Here is a 19,086-nt window from a genome sequence, read left to right as displayed (position 1 = left end):
CCTGACCGCCTGGGATCTCGAGGCTACCGCGGGGAGTTCTCGGGCTGAGCATTGACTATGGGCAGACCGTAGCCAATACTGCGCTTGTGGCTGAGACCACCGCACGGCGCAGCTACGACGCGAGCCGACGCCAACAGCACGCGCGGCAGACGCGTCGACGAATCCTCACTGTCGCAGCAGAACAGTTCCTCGGCGGCTACACCGCAACGACGATCAGGACGGTCGCGGCGAACGCCGGAGTCAGTGTCGCGACGATCGAGTCATTGTTCGGCACCAAAGCCAATCTGCTCAAGCAGGCCATCGACGTCGCGATCGCCGGGGACGACACACCCGTGCCCGTACTCGAACGGGCCTGGGCGGCGCAGGCGGCCCTTCTGCCCGACGCCGAGAGCTTCCTGGACGCCGTCGCCGCCGTTCTCACCGACGCGCAGCAGCGGTCCGCGGGCCTCGTCCTGGCGGCCTTCGAGGGTGCCCAGCGGGACGCCGACCTCGCTGCGCTCAGCCAGCAACTCGTGAACCAGCGCGAGGGCACCGCACGCTGGGTCGTGACGACCCTCGCCGAGCGCGCCAGGCTCGCCGACAGCCGGGACGATGCGGTGCAGACCCTCTGGCTGCTGATGGACCCGGCCGTGTTCGACCGCCTCACCCGCCACCGCGGCTGGACGCCGGTGCAGTACCGGGCCTGGTTCGCGCGCTCAGCCCATCGCCTGCTCATCGCTCGAGAGGAACCCACGCCATGACCCAACAAGCGACCCACTCGTTTCCCGCCCACGGTCAGCTCGGTTACCTGCAGCTGCCAGCGAAGGACATCGCGACGTCCGCTCGCTTCTACCAGCAGGTGCTCAGGTGGTCCGTCGGCAGCGACAACGGCGGGTTCGAGGCGCCCGGCCTGATCGGCCAGCTCACCACCGACCTAAGCCCCAGCCCCGACGGTCCGGTCATCTGGGTGTGCATCCAGGACTTGGCCCACACCTTGCAGCTCGTCGCCGAGCACGGAGGTTCCGTCCGCGGGCGGCCCCAGCTCGACGGGGGCGAGCGGTGGCTCGTCGAGGTGGAGGACCCCGCCGGAAACCGCGTCGGCCTCGTCGCCGAGGCACCCCGAGCCAGGCCGCAGACCATGCTCGCCGTGCGCGACGTCGAGGCCGCCAGCCGCTGGTACCAGGACCTGCTCGGTCTGGTGAGCGACCACGGCGGCCCCGAGTACGAGCGGCTGCTCTCCGACGGCGAGCTCGTCCTGCAGCTGCACCAGGTGGACGTCGAGCACCACCACGGTCTGATCTCGGACGCGGCCAGCCCGGTCGGGAACGGCGTGCTCATCTGGTTTGGCGAGGTCTCCGACTTCGACGGCGTCGTCGACCGCGCCCAGACGCTCGGAGCAAGGGTCGTGCGCGACGTCCATCGAAACCCCCCAGAAGGCAACGGCAACGGACCCGCCCACCGAGAGCTGTGGATCCAGGACCTCGACGGCTACGTCGTCGTGGTGGCCAGCCCCGATGGGGAGGCCTTCGAAGGGTGACCGCTTGACGGCTGCCGGGTTCGCGGAGCAGGGTCGGCATCAACTGAGGGAGCCACAGATGAGCAGCGTCGACGCCAGCGGGGAGACCGCCAGCGGCAGCCCACCGGTGAAGCCCGGGGAGATGAGACTCGAGGTCGTGGTTCTGGCAGTCTCGGATGTCGATCGGGCGAGGCTTTTCTATGAGGGGCTGGGCTGGCGCCTGGACGCCGACCTCGTCGTCGACGCCGGCTACCGGGTGGTCCAGCTGACGCCACCCGGCTCGACCTGCTCGATCATCTTCGGCACCGGGGTCACGTCCGCCGCGCCAGGCTCGTGCGAGGGGCTCCAGCTCTCGGTCTACGACATCGACGCGGCCCGGGCCGACCTGATCGCCCGTGGGGTCGAGGTCAGCGAGCCGTTCCATGACGTGACGGGCATCTTCCATCACGCGGGAACCGAGGGACGGCTGGACGGCACCGCCCCAGGACGTTCCGACTACGGCTCGTTCGCGTCCTTCGCCGATCCGGACGGCAACGGCTGGTTGCTGCAGGAGATCAAGACCCGGTTGCCGGGCCGCTGAGGGAGTCTCGGATGGGCACGACCTACGAGTCCGCGAGCGATCTCGCCCAGGCCCTGCGGCGGGCTGCCGACGCTCACGGAAAGCACGAGGAGCGGACCGGTGAAGCGGATCCGGACTGGCCGGACTGGTACGCGCTCTACATGGTCCGCCAGCGTGCCGGCGAAGAGCCGCCGACGTGACCCGCGAGTCGCTCGCGGCGCCTGAACATGAGCCCGTACTGCTGGGGCAGACCGTCGTCGTGATCGGCGGCAGCGCCGGGATCGGGCTCGAGACCGCGCGGCTCGTGCGGGCCCAGGGAGGCGACGTCATCCTGGCCGCCCGCAACGGCGAGCGGCTCGAGCGCGCCGCAACCGAGCTCGAACCGTTGAGCACCGCGACGTTCGATGCGAACGACCTGACGGCTCTCGAGAGCTTCTTCGACGGTCTCCGGACACCGATCGACCACGTGCTGGTGACGGCTGGCCGCCCCTACTACGCGCCCTTGGCGGAGATGGACTTCGAGCAGGCGCGCCGAGGTCTGTACGAGCATCCGATGGTGATGCTCGCAGTAGCGCGCTACGCCGCGCACAAGGTCCGTCCGGGAGGCACGCTGCTGTTCATGGGCGGCACCGGTGGTCGGCGAACCGGCGTCGGCCTCGGGATCATCTCGGCGGCGACCGCGGCACTGCCGGCGCTGACCGCCAACCTGGCGCTCGAGATCGCCCCGGTCCGCGTGAACCTGATTGCCGCGGGCTTCGTCGACACGCCACTGTCGGCGTCCTTGCTCGGAGACCAGCTCGACCACCGCCGCGAGGAGCTGCGCGCCACGCTGCCGATCGGACGCGTCGTCGGTCCGGCGGACGTCGCGGCGTTGGCGGTCCACATCATGACCAACACCGCCCTGACCGGGGCGACGTACGACATCGACGGCGGCCAGCAGTTCGTCTCCGGCTGACCAGGCCAAGGTCGTCCCATCGATCGAGAGGTCCTGCCATGCGCTCCGACATCGTCCCCGGCGCCACGTTCCCGGACTACGAGCTGCCTGACCACACGAGTGTCACGCGGCGGCTCAGCGAGCTGCAGGGCGACGACCCTCTGATCCTCACGCTGGCACGCGGTCACTACTGCCCCAAGGAGCATCAGCAGCATCTCGAGCTCGCGGCGTTCTATCCGAGGATCGCGGTGGCCTACACCCAGGTCGTCACCATCGCGACCGACGAGCATCACACCTTGCAGGAGTTCCGCGCCTCGGTCGGCGCGCAGTGGCCGTTCCTGTCCGACCCCGGTCGCGTCGTCCAGCAGGACCTGGACATCCAGGAGTACACCGACCCCGAGCACGACCCGATGATTCCGCACACGCTCGTCCTGAAGCCCGGGCTCGTCGTCCACAGCATCTACAACGGCTACTGGTTCTGGGGCCGCCCCTCGGTGGGCGACCTCTGGCACGACCTACGGACGGCCAGCCAGGAGATCCGGCCTGACTGGGACCTCAGCGTTCCGGGTCTGCGGCAGGCCTGGGACTCGGGCGACCTCTCGTCGTTCCACGGCTGGGATCGGCAGGCCGCGGCCGACTCGTAGTGGCCACTTTTGGGGGCCCTGCCTAGGTTTCGAGGTGCAGCGGCGGCTCGATGTCGCCGTAGTCGCGGACGGCAGCGAGCCCCCCACCGGGGCCGGCCATGAACACACTGAGCCCGGCCTGAGGCGGCAGCTGTGTGGTCCCCCAGCGCACGACGTTGTACTCCACAGCGCATCCGCGCACATCACCAACGAAGGCGCAGGCCTCCAGCGGGATGCCGCCCCCGTGAGAGAACAGCCGCGTGTAGAAGGCACTCAGGCCGTCCGCGCCACGGTGGACCTGCCCACCCACCGACTCGCGGACATAGCCGTCCGGTTCGAACGTGGCGACGACCTCGTCGACGTCCCCGACCGCGACCGCTCGCAGGTACGCCGCCACGAAGTCCGGCAGGGTCAGGTCAGGGTCGGGCTGGAGCAATGGCGGGCGGAGCGCGGGCCGTCCCGTGAGGGGCCGGCTGGTGAAGTAGACCCGCACCTCGTCGATGCGTCCGTCGGGTTGGCGTTCGGCGACGACGGCGACCGGCAGATCCACGGTGCCGCGGTCCGTGTCGAGGTGCAGGACCACCTCCTCGAAGCCGTGCCGCTGCTGGATGACGTGCTCGACATCGCCGACAGTGGCGTGGTGCTGCAGCAGCCAGGCACTGGTCTCGGCGACGAAACCCCGGAACGCCGTCACACCCTTGATCCGTCCGCGCACGGGGTCGTGCACCTCTGGCTGGCCCACGAACGACGCGACCAGAGGTTCGGGATCGCCCGCCAGCAGACCATCGAAGTAGGGCACGGCCAGCAGTGCGTCTCGGCGTCTTTGGTCGAGGATCAGCTGCAGCGCAGGCGCTGAGAAGAGCTCGGGCAGCCACGGCATGCCGCCAGCGTCCCAGCAGTCGCGATCACAGGTCCAGCACGAGGGCCGTGGTCGGCTGGGACGAGCAGATGAGCAGCTCGTCGTCGCCGGGTGCCTCGAGTGGCGGCGTCTCGTACGACGCCTCCCCCGACAGCACCGCGGTGGCACAGGTGTGGCAGACGCCGCTGCGGCACGACCACTGGGTGGGCACGTCACACGCCTCAGCGAGCTCGAGCACCGACGAGTAGGTCTGCGACCAGGCTGTGGTGAGTCCCGACCGGGCGAAGGTCACCGACGGGCCGGCACCCGGCGGGCCGGGAGGCTGATGCGGCGGCGGCGCGGCCGCATCGACGACGCCGGGGTTGATCGGCGACCGCGACCCGAACCGTTCGGTGTGGATGCGACCCGGGCCGATGCCGACTGAGGCGAGGGCGGCCGCGACGTCGTCCATGAACGCCTGCGGGCCGCACAGGTACGCGTGCGCGTCGGCCGGCAGGCTCAGGCCCGCGATCACCTCCGCGGTGAGGCGTCCGGTCCGCAGGTCTGAGTCTGGTGCGAGCGGCTGTGCCGGAGTCGTGTAGTAGACGAGGGAGTGCGCCGACGGCAGCCGCCCGAGCAGGTCGGCGACCTCGGCAGAGAAGGCATGGCTGTCCGCGTCGTGCGTGGTGTGGATCCACCACACCGCGCGCGTGCTGCGCTCACTCGCGAGTCGGTGCAGCATCGCCAGCATGGGCGTCTGACCGATGCCCGCGGAGATGAGCAGCACCGGCTCGGAGCCCTCGTCCAGCACGAAGTCACCCCTCGGCGCCGCGACCTCGATCCGGTCCCCCCGTCGCAGGTGGGCGTGCAGCTGTGAGCTGACCAGCCCGTGCGACTCACGCTTCACGCTGATCCGGTAACGGCCGCCGTCCGGGTCGCCCGACAGCGAGTACGACCGCACCAGGACCGGCCCTGCAGCACTCGGCAGCCGGACGCCGAGGAACTGACCGGGCAGGTACGCGGGCAGCACGTCGTCCCCGGCGAACCTGAACGAGGTCACCGACGCGCTCTCGGCGACCACATCGGTGACCGTCAGGCTGCGAAATCCCACCCACGCCGGTGGCGGCGCGACGTGCACACCAGCCGGAGCCGCCCCCGCTTCGCCGTCCACCATGCTCCGGAACGAATCTCGCCAGCCCGGACTGAGGGCCGGGATGTCCATGGCCGCCCTCAGCTGCTCCACCTCGTGCCCGGGCAGGTAGAGCAACGCATCGATGTCGGCCACGCTCAGCGGCCGCGCGTCGCGTCGGGTGCGGACGATCCCGTCGCCGGCGCTGACGTGGCCTTCGGTCAGGACGCGCAGGTAGAACCCCGGACGATGGTGGGCGACCAGCAACGACGGCAGCTGGGGCTCGCCCATCCGCATCCCCACCCGGTAGCAGGTGACGCGCGGCTGGGTGACCTCGAACTCCGCCTCACCGATCCGGTAGCGATCACCGATGCAGACCTCGTCGTCGCCGAGCCCCTCGACGGTGAAGTTCTCCCCGAACGCGCCGTACGCCAGGTCGTCGCGGCCGAAGAACTCCTGCCAGTGCCGGTAGGACTCGATCTGGTAGACGAGGACGGCGCGCTGCTCGCCGCCGTGGCCCGCCAGGTCACCCTGCCCGTCGCCGTCGATGTTCAGGCGTCGGACCAGGCGCGGCCCGGCCACCGGGCTCTTCCAGACACCGGTGTGCACGGTCCGGCCGCGCCACGACACATCCTTCGGCATCCCGACGTTGACCGAGAGCAGGGTCGCCATCGCCTCGCAGCCTCCGATCTGTCCGAGAACGACCCGACGAAGCAGCCCAGAACGCCTCTGACGATCACCATGATGCCCGGTGTGGTGGGATCGTAGGACTACGCCTGGCGTACGGGGCAGCGCAGTAGGTGCGACCCGGGTCGAGATCGGAGCCAACGGTGAAGGCAGCCCGCTTCAGCCGGTTCGGCGGTCCGGAGGTCCTTGAGATCGTCGATCTTCCGGACCCGCACGCCGGGCCTGGCCAGGTCCGGGTCGGGGTGCGCGCCGCCGGCGTCAACCCGAGTGACTGGAAGAAGCGCGCAGGCTTGATGGATCCGGAGCTCCCGCAGACCATGGGCTACGAGGCGGCTGGCATCGTCGACGAGCTCGGCGACGGGGTCGCGGACGTAGCGCTCGGTGACCGCGTTTTCGGCTTCTGCACCGAGGGGGTGGCCCAGGCCGAGCTGGCGGTGCTGTCGTTCTTCGCGCCGATCCCGCCGTCGCTGGACTTCGCCGGCGCTGCCACGCTGCCGGCCGCCGTCGAGACGGCGACGCGCGCGCTCGACCAGCTCGGCGTCGGCAACGCCAGCACGCTGCTCGTCAACGGCGCCTCCGGGAGCGTCGGCAGCGCAGCCGTTCAGCTGGCCGTGGTGCGCGGCGCGAGGGTGATCGGCACGGCCAGCCGGGCCAACCACGAGTACCTGCGCTCGCTGGGCGCCGAGCCGGTCGCGTACGGCGAGGGGCTCGTCGGGCGGGTCCGCGAACTCGCACCCGACGGGGTCGACACGGCCCTCGACGTCGCCGGCAGCGGCGTCCTGCCCCAGCTCATCGAGCTCGCGGGCGGCCCGGGGCACGTCGTGACGATCGCCGACTTCGAGGGAGCGCGCAAGCACGGGGTGCTGTTCAGCAGCGGGGACGCCGGACGCGCGGTCCACGCGCTCGCCGAGGTCTCCGAGCTGATCGAGTCCAGGCACTTCGCCCTTCCGGTCACGCAGACCTTCCCGTTCGCCGAGATCGCCCAGGCACACCGCGTAGGCGAGCAGGGTCACCTGCGCGGCAAGCTCGTCCTGCTCGTCGGCTGAGGTCTGTTGCCTGCGAGGGTGATCAGGGTGCAACGCTAGGTCGCAGGCGTGGTCCCGGCCCGGGCAACCCGCGCCGAGCAAGCCAACCAGTCGAGGAGCGCGTGAATGTCACTCACCCGGATTCACAACCTGTCCATCTCCCTCGACGGCTTCGCCACCGGCGAGCCGCAGTCCGCCGACGCACCCTTCGGCCATGCGGGCCAGCGTCTGCACGAGTGGATGTTCGGCACCCGGTTCTGGGACGCGGGCGGAACCGCCGGAGTCGACAACGCCTTCGCCGAGCGCCACAGTCACGGGATCGGCGCCGAGATCATGGGCGCCAACAAGTTCGGGCCGCCCGGCTGGGTGGACGACCCGGACTGGAAGGGCTGGTGGGGTCCGAACCCGCCCTTCCACACACCGACCTTCGTGCTCACTCACCGACCGCTGCCCTCCATGGAGATGGAGGGCGGCACCACGTTCCACTTCCTGGACGCCGCCCCGGCCGTGGCGCTCGAGACCGCCCGCGAAGCAGCCGACGGCCAGGACGTCCGGATCGGAGGCGGCCCCACCGTCGTCCGCGACTTCCTGGCCGCCGGTCTGGTTGACCACATGCATCTCGTCCAGGCCCCGATCGTTCTCGGCCACGGCGTTCGCCTCTGGGACGGCCTCGAGGCCCTGGAGGACCGCTACGACATCGAGGCGGTCTCCTCCCCCAGCGGCGTCACCCACCTCACGTTCACGCGAATGGCCTCGTAAGGCCGGCAACGCCGGATGGGATCCGGACGGTTTTCGACCTGTTCGTGTACAAGCCTGGAAGCGTTGCTCGTCCGCCTGCCCAACCGAGCGATGGAGGGACCTTGAGCGATTTCGTGGTCAAGCCGCTGGCGCCAGAAACCTGGGATGGGTTCGCCGGGATGGTGGAGCGGCACAACGGCGTGTTCGGCGGCTGCTGGTGCACCTACTTCCACACCATGAACGCCGAGAAGGAGCGCACGTACGAGGCCAACCGATCCCTCAAGCGGCGCCTCGTCGATGAGGGGCGGGCGCACGCGGCGCTCGTCTTCGACGGGCCGGAGGTGGTGGCCTGGTGCGAGTACGGAAGCCCACAGGAGCTGCCGAACATCTATCACCGCAAGCAGTACGAGGACGAGCTGGACGTGCTGCCTGACTACCGGGTCACCTGCATCTTCGTGGACAAGCGCTACCGACGACGGGGCCTGTCGGCGATCGTCCTCGACGGCGCCCTCGACCTGATCGCCGCGGCAGGGGGTGGCGTCGTCGAGGGCTACCCGCATGATGCCGCCGGCAAGAAGAAGTCGGTGCTCTACAACGGAACCCGGACTCTCTTCGAGCGCGCGGACTTCGAGTTCGTCCGCAGCAAGGGGGCGGGCAACTGCGTCATGCGCCGTACCGTGCAGTGAACTGCGGACGCTCCAAGGCGCTGCGGATCGTGGCGGCAACTCGGTCCGGCATCCCCGCCAGGTCGACCCGAGCCCTGCCGGCGACCTGGCGCGGGATGAAGCGCCTCCACTCGAGGTCGAAGCAGAGCAACGCTCGCAGGTCGGCCCGCCGGTCAACCCGGACGCCCGCGGCACGCTCGTAGGTCACCAGATAGTCCTCGGCCGTCCTGGCGTCGAACAGCACCGCCAGGTTGAGCCTGCAGTGGCCGACGTCGGTGCCTCGGTTGCCAGTTGCCGCGTTCGGCCAGTCCACGATGCCGCTGAGTCGCCCATCGCACCACAGCACTTGAACTGCTGGTAGTCGCCGTGGACCAGGACCTGCTCCCCGACGAGCGGCCCCGAGGCGGCCTCGCGGGCAACGTCACGCAGGCCGCGGTCGGCCAGCCAATCCAGTGGTGCGTCCTCCTCAAACCAACCGTCCCAACGGGTCTGCGGGTGGTCGGGTACGGCGTGGATCGCGGCCTGCGCGCTCGCGAGCTGACTCAACCAGGACGCCGGATCCTGCGGGGCCAGGTCCGGCTGCCCGGGCAGTGCCGTCGTCAGGGTGCACCGCACCCCGGTCTCGACCCCCTCCTCGTCCATCGCGATGAGACGTGGCGCGGGCACCCCGCGGCCGCGGACTGCCTCGAGCGCGGAGCCTTCCCGTGACACCAGCCCCTGCGCCCAGTCCTCGTCCGGCCAGCGGCGCAACACCACGTCCGTGAGCCCAGCCGGGGAGTCGACGGTGATGCGATCCATGTCTGCAGTGATCCCCCCGGGCAGGGGAGCGACCGCCGTGACTCGGGCGCGTGGATGAACGTGGTGCGCCACCCACTGCAGGATCTCCGGCGTCGCCGGCTCGTACTCCCGAGGCATCCGGTCAGTCTGGCAGCCGCAACCCCGGACCTCAGCAGATCTCGGCCTCGGACACCTTGTACTGGCTGCCGTCTTTCAGCGTGAAGATGCACTGGGGGTGGTCGCCGTCGTTGCCCAGGATCTGCAGGCTGTCCGGGCCACCGTCGGCGACCGTCGTCTTCACGGAGAGCTTGGACTTGTCGTGGGCGACAACGAAGACGGAGTAGCCCGGGTCGCATTCGCCATGCGGGCACAGCAAGACGATCCGGTCGGCGTCCGTGTCGTTGGTCAAGGTGACGGTCGTCCGGCTGGCGTAGTGCGAGCAGCCGGCTGTCGTGGCAACCGCGAGAGTGAGGGCGGTCATAACGAGGGCGACGCTGACGGGGCGGGTACGGCTCATGCACGTCGCTCCTGGCTGGCTCGCAAGGTGTTCAAGTGCCGCGAGTGTAGGGGCCGGCATCCCTCACGAGAAGGGCCGCCGCGCCGGTTGTGTCGCGCCGCGATCGGGGGGCGGCGGTGCCAACGAGTCGCTAGCCGAGCAGCAGCGGAAGCGCGCTGAGCAGCGACGCTGCCAGCACCACCCGCTCGAAGGTTCGCTGTTGTAGGTGGCGTGCGGCGACGACCCCGACGCCGGCGCCGACAACGACGAGCGGCGCGAGCACTCCGGCCGTCAGCAACGAGGATCGGTTGATGAGGCCAAGCCCCGCGCTGAACGGCAGCTTGCACAGGTTCACGCAGAAGAAGAACCAGGCGATGGTACCTAGGAAGCGCATCTTCTCGACCCTCTGCGACAACAGGTACAGCGTCATCACCGGGCCTCCCGCATTGGCCACCATCGTGGTGAAGCCGGCGACGACACCGACCCCCGCGGTAGCCGGACGCCCCCACTCCGAAATCGACCCGGCCGCCCGTCGCTGGCTCGCGCTCTGGACGAGCTGGAGCCCGAGCAGCAGCAGCAGGATCACCCCGATCAGCCTGCGCAGGAAGGCGTCATCGGTCCTGGCCAGCACGACGGCGCCGAGCAGCAGACCCGGGATGACCGCCGGCACCAGGCGTCTGATCATCGCGACGTCGCAGTCGCGGCGGTAGTGCCAGACCGCGATCACGTCGCCGACCAGCAGCAGCAAGAGCAACGTCGCGGTGGACTCGCGGGCCGGCAGCACGGCAGCGAACACCGCGACGGACACCGAGGCCAGGCCACCGATAGCCGTCTTCGCGAAACCGACGAGCGCCGCGGCCAGCCCCAGGAGGACCCAGGCTGACGCGGCGTACTCGCTCAGCAGTTCACCTCGTCAGTCGTTCTGCGGGAAGCCCAGGTTGAGCCCTCCGTGGCTGGGGTCGAGCCAGCGTGACGTCACGACCTTGCCGCGGGTGAAGAAGTGCACGCCGTCCATGCCGTGCGCGTGGCTGTCGCCGAACAGGCTGTTCTTCCAGCCGCCGAACGAATAGTACGAGACCGGCACCGGAATGGGCACGTTGATCCCGACCATGCCGACCTCGACCTCGCTCTGGAAGCGCCGGGCCGCGCCGCCGTCGTTGGTGAAGATCGCGGTGCCGTTGCCGTACTGGTTGCGGTTGATCAGGTCCAGGCCGTCGTCGTAGGAGTGAACCCGGACGACGGAGAGCACCGGCCCGAAGATCTCGTCGGTGTAGACGCTCATCTGCTCGTCGACGTTGTCCAGCAGGGTCGGTGCGAGGAAGAAGCCCTCGCCGTCGGCGTCGTACGTCCCGGACCGACCGTCCACGACGAGGGAAGCCCCCTGCGCCTCCCCCGCCTCCACGTAGGCCACGACCTTGTCGCGGTGCTGCTGGGTCACCAGGGGACCCATGTCGCACCCCCGGGTGCCGTCTCCGGTGCGCAGCTTGCCCATCCGATCCTTGATCTTCTCCACCAGGTCATCCGCGATCGAGTCGACCGCGACCAGCGCCGAGATGGCCATGCAGCGCTCGCCGGCGGACCCGAAGCCGGCGTTGATGGCTGCATCGGCCGCGAGGTCGAGGTCGGCATCGGGTAGGACGAGCATGTGGTTCTTGGCGCCGCCCAGGGCCTGCACGCGCTTGCCGTGGCTGGTGCCCGTCTCGTAGACGTACCGCGCGATGGGCGTGGACCCGACGAAGGAGATGGACTTGACGTCCGGGTGGGTCAGCAGCGCGTCGACCGCCTCCTTGTCACCGTTGACGACGTTCACCACGCCGTCCGGCAGGCCGGCTTCGCGCCACAGGGCGGCGATCGCGATGGTTGCGCTCGGGTCCTTCTCGCTCGGCTTGATGACGACCGCGTTCCCGCAGGCGACGGCGACCGGCACGAACCAGAGCGGGACCATCGCCGGGAAGTTGAACGGCGAGATGATCGCCACCACGCCGAGGCTCTGGCGCATCGAGTAGACGTCGACCTTGGTAGAGGCGTTCTCGGTGAAGCCGCCCTTGAGCAGGCTGGGGATGCCGCAGGCGAACTCGACGACCTCGAGGCCGCGGTTGACCTCACCGAGCGCGTCATCGAGCACCTTGCCGTGCTCGGCGGTGATGATCGCGGCGATCCGCTCCTTGTCACGGTTCAGCAGCTCGCGGAACGTGAAGAGGATCTGCGAGCGCCGGGCGAGGGAGAGCGTGCCCCACTCCTGGGACCACGCCTTCTTGGCCTTGGCCACGACCTCGCCGACGAGCTCGGACGACGCCAGGTCCAGCACGCCGGACTGCTCGCCGGTGGCGGGGTTGTAGACCGGGCTGGTGCGTTCAGCGGTGCCCGACCAGGGCTCGCCGGCGATGAGGTGCGTGATGCGCGTGGCGGTCATGACGGCTCCGAATGCTGTGAGGTCTTTGTCAGAACATTAACACATAAGATGAGACGAGCCCAACGGCTAGGGCGAGACGAGCGTCGGCGGCGTCTTCCAACCCGCGAGGTACTGCGCGATGCGCTCGCGCATGAAGGTGCTGGAGTCACGGGCCCGCTCCTCCCAGGCGAAGACGCAGGTCGTGACGATGCCGTCGAAGCCGACCTCCTCCAGCGACCGGAAGAACTCGTCGAAGTCGACCTCGCCCTGGCCGATGTCCAGGTGCTGGTGCACGGTCACCTGCGAACCGGGCGGGTTGACGATGTAGCGCAGTCCGGACGACCCGGTGTGGTCGAACGAGTCGGCCACGTGGACCATCGTCAGCAGGTCGCCGGCCTTCGCCATGATGGCGGCGCAGTCGTTGCCCTGGTGGAACGTGTGCGGCGCGCAGTAGAGGAACGACACCAGCGGACTGTTGATCCCCCGGATCAGGTCGATGGCGCGCTTGCCGTCCTCCTCCCAGTCGTCGGGGTGCGGCTCCAGGACGAGCCGGACGCCCTCGGACTCGAAGACCGGTAGCAGCTCGTCCATGGACTGCCAGAACTGCCGTTCGCAGGTGGCGGCATCTCGCGGGTTCCCGTTGAACTCGCTGTTCATGGTGTCCACGCCCAGCAGCGAGGCCAGCCGGATCGCCCGCTTCCAGTAGCGGACGGCGGCCTTGCGGTCCTCCTCGTCCGGCCCACTCCAGCGGTAGAGCGGCAGGAGCGAGGAGACCCCGACCCCGGCCGCGGTCAGCTCGGACCTGAACCGCCGGGCAGTGCCGTCGTCCACCCGTGGGTGGTCGAAGAACGGCGTGAAGTCCTCCCGCGGCGACAGCTCGATCCATTCGTAGCCGAGCTCGGCGACGATGGCCGGCAGCTCGAGCAGCGGGACGTCGCGGAACATGTAGGGGTCGAGGGCCAGCTTCATGACAACGTCACCTTCACGGGCGCGCCGCTGCTCAGCGACTCAACACCGGCCTCGCACACGACGGTTGCGGCGTAGCCGTCCCACGAGGTGGGTCCGGTGACCTCGCCGCGCCGGGTCGAGTCCACCCAGGACTGGACCTCGTCGTCGTAGGCGGCCCCGAACCGGACCCGGAAGTCGTCCGGAACCTGGCCGCCCCAACGGTTGTTGGAGCGGACGAAGACACCGCTGCCGAGGCCGACCGTCGCGTTGCCGAGCTCAGCGGTCGCCTCGCAGCGGACCTCGTACCCGACTGCGCACTTCACGAACACCTCGGTTGTCGCCATCCCGCCGCCGGCCATCCGGAAGACGGCGATCTGCGGGTCGACCACGCCCGCTGCGGCCCGGCTGGTCGCGGCCGGTGAGTAGACGGTGATCTCGTCGATCTCCTCGCCGAACAGCCACCGGCACACGTCGACCTCGTGCACCAGCGAGTCCCGCACGATCATCTCCGAGAGGAACGAGTCCGGGACGTCCTTGTTGCGGTGCACGTTGTGCAGCAACAGGAGCCGCCCGAGCTCACCGCCGTCCAGCAGCTGCTTAAGCGCCGCGTACTCGGGGTCGAAGCGACGCATGAAGCCGACCTGGATCAGCCGCCGTCCGGTGGCCCGCTCGGCCTCCACGATCTGCAGGGCGGAGGCGGCGTCCATCGTGAGCGGCTTCTCGCACAGCGTGTACTTGCCCACGTCGATGCACGCCAGCAGCTGCTCGGTGTGCACGAAGCCCGGCGAGGCGATGAGCACCGCATCGACCCGCTCGTCGCGAATCAGCTCGATCGGGTCGGCGTAGGCCGCGACATCGGCGTAGCGAGCGGCAAGCTGCTGCACCCGGTCAAGGTCGGGGTCGGCGACGGCGACCAGGGTGGCGTTGGCCGTGCGGTTGGCCAGCCGCTCGGCGTGGTCGGCGCCCATCATCCCGACGCCGACGACGCCGACCCGCAGGGGCCGCGAAGAGATCGCGCTCTCGGACATTGGTCGGTCTCCTTCGTAGGTCAACGCAGCGGGCCGCAGGACTGCAGGTACTCGAGCGTTCGGGTGGCGATGGGCGCCGGGACGTCCGGCTCGCAGGGGTAGAGGTCCTGCTCGACGATGGCGAAGAGCTCGACGTGCTCGAGTGCGGCCAGTGCGTCCAGGATCGGCGGCATGGGCGGGATGCCGCGTGGCGGCTCACACATCGCACCGAGCTTGACGGCCTCGCCGAAACCGATCCCCTCGGCCCGTACCTTGGTCATCACCTGCGGGTCGACCTGCTTCAGGTGCACGTAGCCGATCCGCTCGGGGTAGTCCTGGATGAGCTTGAGGTTGTCGCCCTCGCAGTAGGAGATGTGCCCGGTGTCCAGGCACAGCGTGACCAGCTCGGGGTCGGTCTCGGCCAGGAACCGCTCGACGCGGTCGTGGGTGTCCACGTGGCTGTCGGCGTGCGGGTGGAACTGGATCTGCAGCCCGTAGTCGTCCCGGATGGCCTTGGCCAGCCGGTCGATCTGACGGGCGTAGGCCGGCCACTCCTGGGGGGTGAGCTCGGCCGGCTCGAGGACGGCGCCGGTGGCCGGGTCGCGCCAGAAGTCAGGGATCACCACGATGTGCTTGGCGCCCATCGCCGCGGTCAGCTCGGCGACGGCGGAAACCCCCGCCCACGTCGACTCCCAGGAGTCCTGGCGGTGCAGGTGCTCGAAGATCGTCCCGGCCGTGACCGTCAGACCACGCTGGTCGAGCTCGTCCCGCAGCCGGCTGGGGTCGGTCGGCAGGTAGCCGTAGGGGCCCAGCTCGATCCGCGTGTAGCCGGCACCTGCCACCTCGTCCAGGAACCGCTTCCACGGCACCTGCACCGGGTCGTCGGCGTACCAGACCCCCCAGCTGTCGGGGGCGCTGCCGATCAGGGCGGGCTTGCTCATGACTCTCCTTCCTCTCGCGCTCGCAGTCGTGGGTCCACGTCCTGGCCCGGCCAGGTGTCGCGGACCCAGGCGTGGGCCGGGTCGTCGCAGATCAGCCAGGCGCGGACCGGGCCGGGCCCAGCCATCACGTTCAGGTAGTACAGGTCGTACCCGGGTGGTGCCATGGCCGGGCCGTGCCAGCCGTGCGGGACCAGGACGACGTCACCAGTACGCACCTCGGCGAACACGTCGATCGGACGTTCCGCCGTCCCGTACACCCGTTGGTAGCCAACGGGATCTGCACCGGCCGGCAGGTCGCGACCGTCGTGCGCGCTCTCGACCTGGCACTCGAAGTAGTAGATCTCCTCGAGCTCGGTCTCGACTCCGTCGCGCTCCTCGTCGTGCTTGTGCGGGGGGTAGGAGCTCCAGTTCCCGGCCGGGGTGATGACCTCGCACGCGATGATCGCATCGGCCTCCAGCACCCCGGGCGTCCCGAAGTTTCGCACCTGCCGCGAGGCGATTCCGGCGCCGCGCAGCTCGACCGGCACCTCGACGGCGAGCAGGTGCCGGAACGCGGCCGTTCCGGTGCCGCTGACCCGAGCCGCGCAGACGGCGATCCGGGACGTCGGCGCCGTCCCGGTGAGGGAGAGGGCGGAGCCCGCCGGGGCGAACACGACGTCCGTCGGCCCGGCGAAGACGCTGGTGCGACCGGCCATCGCGGCGGACCTGGTCGAGCCGTCGGCGAGGGTGGCGTCGACGTCCGCCGAGCCGGCCAGCGGGACGACGACGTACTCCCACGGTCCGGCCGGTACCTGCACGCGATCGCCCTCGGCCAGGGTGGCCACGCGAAGTCCGGTGTGCGTCCAGCCTGGTAGCCGGTCGTCCACGACGAGGTCGAACCCGTCCCGCTCGGCGCTGCCGAGCGGCAGCATCCACTCGATCGCGCTCATCCGGCCGCTCCGTGCACCAGCTCGGCGGCGACGTCCACCGCCGCGGCCACGTCGGCGTCCGGTGGGTACAGCAGTGCACGACCGACGACGAGTCCCTGCACGGCCGGCAGCTGCAGCGCCTTGGCCCAGGCCGCGTACGTGTCCTGCGGATCACCCTCCGGGTCCCCCCCGAGGAGCAGCGTCGGCATCGTGGTGGCCTCCATGACTCGCTCCAGCTCGTCGACCACCGGCAGCTTCATCCAGGTGTAGGCGCTGCTGGCCCCGAGCCCGGACGCGATGTGGATCGAGCGGATGGTGCTGTCCGGGTCGAGCAGGTTGCGGACCCGGTCGTCCTCGCGGACGGACAAGAACGGCTCGACCATCGCGATCAGCTGATGCTCGGCCAGCTCGGTGACGGCCCGGCCGCTGGCCTCGAGCGTCGCGGCCGTGCCGGGATCGCCCAGGCAGACCCGCGTCAGCATCTTGCCGCCGTCCAGTCCGCGGCTGGCGATCTCTGCGGCGGTGTACCCGGTGAACCGGTCGTCGAACTCGAAGACGGCACCTTGCAGCCCACCGCGGTTCATCGAACCGATCACGACCTTGCCGTCCAGCGCGCCCATCAGCAGCAGGTCGTCCAGCACGTCGGCGGTGCCCAGCACGCCGTCGACCCCGGGCCTGGAAAGCGCGGTTGCCAGGCGGTCGAGGAGGTCGATCCGGCTGGCCATGGCCATGGCGTCGCCACGTACGCCGAGCGCGTTCCGGGCCGGGTGGTCGGCAGCGACGATGAGCAGCCGGCCGTCGTCACCCAGCAGTGGCCGGCGCGTCCGCTTGGCCCACTCGTCCCTGATTCGGCCCGGTTCACGGGCCCGGATCTCGGTGAGGTTCAGCACGTCCGTCTCCTTCTACTGGGTCGCCGTCGCGGCGGGTGAGGTCCCCCGCGCGAGGGCCGACTCCACCGTCGCCTGGTCCGGCATCGCGGTCGAGCACTCGAGCTGGCCGGCGACGAGCGCGCCGGCGACGTTCGCGAACTCCAGGATCCGGCGCAGGTCCCAGCCGGACAGCAGGCCGTGCACCAGCGCCCCGCCGAACGCGTCGCCGGCACCGAGGCCGTTGACGACGTCGACCGGGAACGGCGGCACCTCGACCCGCTCGTCGGCGGTGGCCGCGAGCACGCCCTTCGGGCCCTGCTTGACGACGGCGAGCTCGAGGCCGCGTTCGAGCATCGCGTCGGCCGCTCGCTGCGGGTCCTCCTCACCCACGGCGACCCGGCACTCCTCGCGGTTGCCCACGGCGACGGTGACGTGCGCCAGCGCCTTGGCCACCTGCGCCCCGGCATCCTCGGGGTGCTCCCAGAACATCGGCCGGTAGTCCAGGTCGAGGATGGTGTGCGACCGGCGTCCGCGCGCTTCGAGGGCGGCCAGGTGGGTGCCTCGCGACGGCTCCTGCGACAGCCCGGTCACCGTGAGCCAGAACACCTTCGCCTGCTGGATCGCGTCGATGGGCAGGTCGGCTGACGTCAGCTGGAGGTCCGGCGCGGTCGGGTACCGGTAGAAGTAGAGGGGGAAGTCGTCCGGGGGGAACACCTCGCAGAAGGTCACCGGCGTCGGCGGACCATCGCCGGACGAGATGTACCTCGGGTCGACTCCCAGCCGCTCCGCCTCACGTCGGACGAAGCGACCGAACGGGTCCTTGCCGGTCCTGGTGACGAGCGCGACGCGCCGGCCGTAGCGAGCCGCCGCAACAGCGACGTTGGTCGCGCTGCCGCCCAGGAACTTCTCGAACGTCCGGACGTCCTCCAACCCGACGCCGTGGTCGAGCGGATAGATGTCGACCCCGGTGCGTCCGATGGAGACCAGGTCGAAGTCCGTCATCGAGCGCCGCCGATCGCAGTGACGTCGACCGGCTCGCCCTTCAGCCGGGACAGCTCGCACGCGTCGGCTATGCGGAAGGCCGCCAGTGCGTCGGCCACGGTGCACGGGCTCGGTGCGCCGGCGACGACCTCGGTGAAGGCCGTGAGCTCCGCTCGGTAAGCGGGCAGGAAGCGCTCCATGAACGACCACTTCTGCGGGCCCCGCGGGTAGTCCGCACCCGGCTCCATCGAGCGGACGGCGAGCGAGTCGTCGTACCCGACGCCGACGGTGCCCAGGGAGCCGTGGACCTCCATCCGGACGTCGTGGCCGCCCCCGTTGTACCGAGTGGCCGTCACGGAGACGAGCGTGTCGTCGTCCAGCCGCAGGAGCGCGGCGGCGGTGTCGACGTCGCCGCCCTCGGTGAAGAAGGCATCGCCCTTGTTGGCGCCCGCCGCGAACGCGCTGACCACCTCGCGGCCGGTGACGAACCGGATGATGTCGAAGTCGTGGATGCTGCAGTCCCGGAACAGGCCACCGCTGGTGGGGATGTAGGCGGCTGGCGGCGGGGACTGGTCGTGGGTGTGCGCCGTCACCGTGTGCACGAAGCCGAGCTCGCCGCTGCGCACGGCGTCCCTGGCTCGTCGGTAGCCTTCGTCGAAGCGACGCTGGAACCCGACGTGCACCCGCACGCCGCTGCTTTCGACCAGGTCCAGCAGCTCGGTGGTCTCCTCGATCGTGCTGGCCACCGGCTTCTCGCAGAAGGTGGTCACGCCAACCTCCACCGCGCGGCGCAAGGTGGCCGCGTGCGCGGTGGTCGAGGTGGCGATCACCAGGGCGTCGACCTGCGCGAGCAGCTCGTCGAGGTCGGCTGCGAACCGGTATCCGTGCTCACTCGCCAGCCGCTTCGCGGTCTCGGGGAGGGCATCGGCGACGACCACCTCGTCGACCTTGTCCAAGGCGGCCAGAGTCGAGGCATGGAAGGCACCGATCCGTCCCGTGCCGGCCAGTCCGATCCGCATGGTCCCTCCTCCGATGACGACGGTGGCGTGCCGCCCCGGCGGCTGGCAGTGCCCG

At 70.0% G+C, this 19,086-nt stretch carries 21 protein-coding genes and 1 pseudogene; 8 read left to right on the top strand and 14 right to left on the bottom strand.

The window, feature by feature from the left end; all coding sequences use genetic code 11:
- Window positions 1-86 precede the first annotated feature (86 nt).
- The 5 genes and pseudogenes from ACPPVT_RS02285 (at window position 87) to ACPPVT_RS02265 (ending at window position 3,632) form a co-directional block, all read left to right on the top strand.
- Window positions 87-740, top strand: coding sequence for a TetR/AcrR family transcriptional regulator (locus tag ACPPVT_RS02285; protein WP_426565071.1), 654 nt, complete (start codon window positions 87-89; stop codon window positions 738-740).
- Complete coding sequence (locus ACPPVT_RS02280) at window positions 737-1,516, top strand: VOC family protein (RefSeq protein ID WP_426565069.1); 780 nt, start codon at window positions 737-739, stop codon at window positions 1,514-1,516. The genes ACPPVT_RS02285 and ACPPVT_RS02280 overlap by 4 nt, the downstream gene beginning before the upstream one ends.
- Before the next feature lie 58 nt (window positions 1,517-1,574).
- Window positions 1,575-2,254 (top strand): annotated as a pseudogene (locus ACPPVT_RS02275) (VOC family protein).
- The gene (locus ACPPVT_RS02270; protein WP_426565067.1) at window positions 2,251-3,009 is read left to right on the top strand and encodes an SDR family oxidoreductase; all 759 of its coding nucleotides are present in this window, start codon (window positions 2,251-2,253) and stop codon (window positions 3,007-3,009) included. Before ACPPVT_RS02275 ends, ACPPVT_RS02270 begins: the two are co-directional and overlap by 4 nt.
- Before the next feature lie 38 nt (window positions 3,010-3,047).
- Entirely contained in the window at window positions 3,048-3,632 is a 585-nt protein-coding gene (locus tag ACPPVT_RS02265) for a redoxin domain-containing protein (RefSeq protein ID WP_426565065.1), read from the top strand.
- A gap of 22 nt (window positions 3,633-3,654) precedes the next feature.
- Here ACPPVT_RS02265 and ACPPVT_RS02260 read toward each other — a convergent pair whose 3' ends face one another.
- Complete coding sequence (locus ACPPVT_RS02260) at window positions 3,655-4,491, bottom strand: nuclear transport factor 2 family protein (RefSeq protein ID WP_426565063.1); 837 nt, start codon at window positions 4,489-4,491, stop codon at window positions 3,655-3,657.
- Between the two features lie 25 nt (window positions 4,492-4,516).
- Window positions 4,517-6,250 (bottom strand): MOSC domain-containing protein, encoded by a 1,734-nt coding sequence (locus ACPPVT_RS02255; protein ID WP_426565061.1) that lies wholly within the window; start codon window positions 6,248-6,250, stop codon window positions 4,517-4,519.
- A 158-nt stretch (window positions 6,251-6,408) separates the two neighbouring features.
- On the opposite strand from ACPPVT_RS02255, the gene ACPPVT_RS02250 reads away from it, so the two are divergent.
- The 3 genes from ACPPVT_RS02250 to ACPPVT_RS02240 all read left to right on the top strand — a co-directional run bounded on the left by ACPPVT_RS02250 (window position 6,409) and on the right by ACPPVT_RS02240 (window position 8,714).
- The gene (locus ACPPVT_RS02250) at window positions 6,409-7,311 is read left to right on the top strand and encodes an NADP-dependent oxidoreductase (protein ID WP_426565059.1); all 903 of its coding nucleotides are present in this window, start codon (window positions 6,409-6,411) and stop codon (window positions 7,309-7,311) included.
- 105 nt (window positions 7,312-7,416) lie between these two features.
- Entirely contained in the window at window positions 7,417-8,049 is a 633-nt protein-coding gene (locus ACPPVT_RS02245; protein WP_426565057.1) for a dihydrofolate reductase family protein, read from the top strand.
- A gap of 101 nt (window positions 8,050-8,150) precedes the next feature.
- Window positions 8,151-8,714, top strand: coding sequence for a GNAT family N-acetyltransferase (locus tag ACPPVT_RS02240; RefSeq protein ID WP_426565055.1), 564 nt, complete (start codon window positions 8,151-8,153; stop codon window positions 8,712-8,714).
- Here ACPPVT_RS02240 and ACPPVT_RS02235 read toward each other — a convergent pair.
- The 12 genes from ACPPVT_RS02235 to ACPPVT_RS02180 all read right to left on the bottom strand — a co-directional run bounded on the left by ACPPVT_RS02235 (window position 8,692) and on the right by ACPPVT_RS02180 (window position 19,031).
- Window positions 8,692-8,901, bottom strand: a complete 210-nt coding sequence (locus ACPPVT_RS02235; RefSeq protein WP_426565053.1) for a hypothetical protein — start codon at window positions 8,899-8,901, stop codon at window positions 8,692-8,694. The genes ACPPVT_RS02240 and ACPPVT_RS02235 overlap by 23 nt on opposite strands.
- The gene (locus tag ACPPVT_RS02230) at window positions 8,898-9,608 is read right to left on the bottom strand and encodes a phosphotransferase family protein (RefSeq protein ID WP_426565051.1); all 711 of its coding nucleotides are present in this window, start codon (window positions 9,606-9,608) and stop codon (window positions 8,898-8,900) included. The genes ACPPVT_RS02235 and ACPPVT_RS02230 overlap by 4 nt, the downstream gene beginning before the upstream one ends.
- Window positions 9,609-9,639: 31 nt before the next feature.
- Window positions 9,640-9,987: a hypothetical protein gene (locus tag ACPPVT_RS02225; RefSeq protein ID WP_426565049.1), complete on the bottom strand. Its 348-nt coding sequence runs from the start codon at window positions 9,985-9,987 to the stop codon at window positions 9,640-9,642.
- A gap of 130 nt (window positions 9,988-10,117) precedes the next feature.
- Complete coding sequence (locus ACPPVT_RS02220; RefSeq protein ID WP_426565047.1) at window positions 10,118-10,774, bottom strand: TSUP family transporter; 657 nt, start codon at window positions 10,772-10,774, stop codon at window positions 10,118-10,120.
- A 105-nt stretch (window positions 10,775-10,879) separates the two neighbouring features.
- Window positions 10,880-12,379 (bottom strand): CoA-acylating methylmalonate-semialdehyde dehydrogenase, encoded by a 1,500-nt coding sequence (locus ACPPVT_RS02215; RefSeq protein WP_426565045.1) that lies wholly within the window; start codon window positions 12,377-12,379, stop codon window positions 10,880-10,882.
- Window positions 12,380-12,445: 66 nt separating this feature from the next.
- Window positions 12,446-13,327: a sugar phosphate isomerase/epimerase family protein gene (locus tag ACPPVT_RS02210; protein ID WP_426565043.1), complete on the bottom strand. Its 882-nt coding sequence runs from the start codon at window positions 13,325-13,327 to the stop codon at window positions 12,446-12,448.
- A complete protein-coding gene (locus ACPPVT_RS02205) occupies window positions 13,324-14,319 on the bottom strand; it encodes a Gfo/Idh/MocA family protein (protein ID WP_426567031.1) in 996 nt (331 codons plus the stop codon). Before ACPPVT_RS02205 ends, ACPPVT_RS02210 begins: the two co-directional genes overlap by 4 nt.
- 35 nt (window positions 14,320-14,354) lie before the next feature.
- Window positions 14,355-15,254 carry a TIM barrel protein gene (locus ACPPVT_RS02200; protein ID WP_426565041.1) on the bottom strand — a complete coding sequence of 300 codons (900 nt, stop codon included), beginning with the start codon at window positions 15,252-15,254 and terminating at the stop codon, window positions 14,355-14,357.
- Complete coding sequence (gene iolB / locus ACPPVT_RS02195; RefSeq protein WP_426565039.1) at window positions 15,251-16,183, bottom strand: 5-deoxy-glucuronate isomerase; 933 nt, start codon at window positions 16,181-16,183, stop codon at window positions 15,251-15,253. The genes ACPPVT_RS02200 and iolB overlap by 4 nt, the downstream gene beginning before the upstream one ends.
- Window positions 16,180-17,049 (bottom strand): class I fructose-bisphosphate aldolase, encoded by an 870-nt coding sequence (locus ACPPVT_RS02190; protein WP_426567030.1) that lies wholly within the window; start codon window positions 17,047-17,049, stop codon window positions 16,180-16,182. The genes iolB and ACPPVT_RS02190 overlap by 4 nt, the downstream gene beginning before the upstream one ends.
- Window positions 17,050-17,064: 15 nt before the next feature.
- Entirely contained in the window at window positions 17,065-18,033 is a 969-nt protein-coding gene (gene iolC, locus ACPPVT_RS02185; protein WP_426565037.1) for a 5-dehydro-2-deoxygluconokinase, read from the bottom strand.
- Complete coding sequence (locus ACPPVT_RS02180; RefSeq protein ID WP_426565035.1) at window positions 18,030-19,031, bottom strand: Gfo/Idh/MocA family protein; 1,002 nt, start codon at window positions 19,029-19,031, stop codon at window positions 18,030-18,032. The genes iolC and ACPPVT_RS02180 overlap by 4 nt, the downstream gene beginning before the upstream one ends.
- Window positions 19,032-19,086: the final 55 nt, after the last annotated feature.

The organism is Angustibacter sp. McL0619 (genome assembly GCF_049994355.1).
Lineage (GTDB): Bacteria > Actinomycetota > Actinomycetes > Actinomycetales > Angustibacteraceae > Angustibacter.
This window is presented reverse-complemented; position numbering and strand designations above follow the sequence as displayed.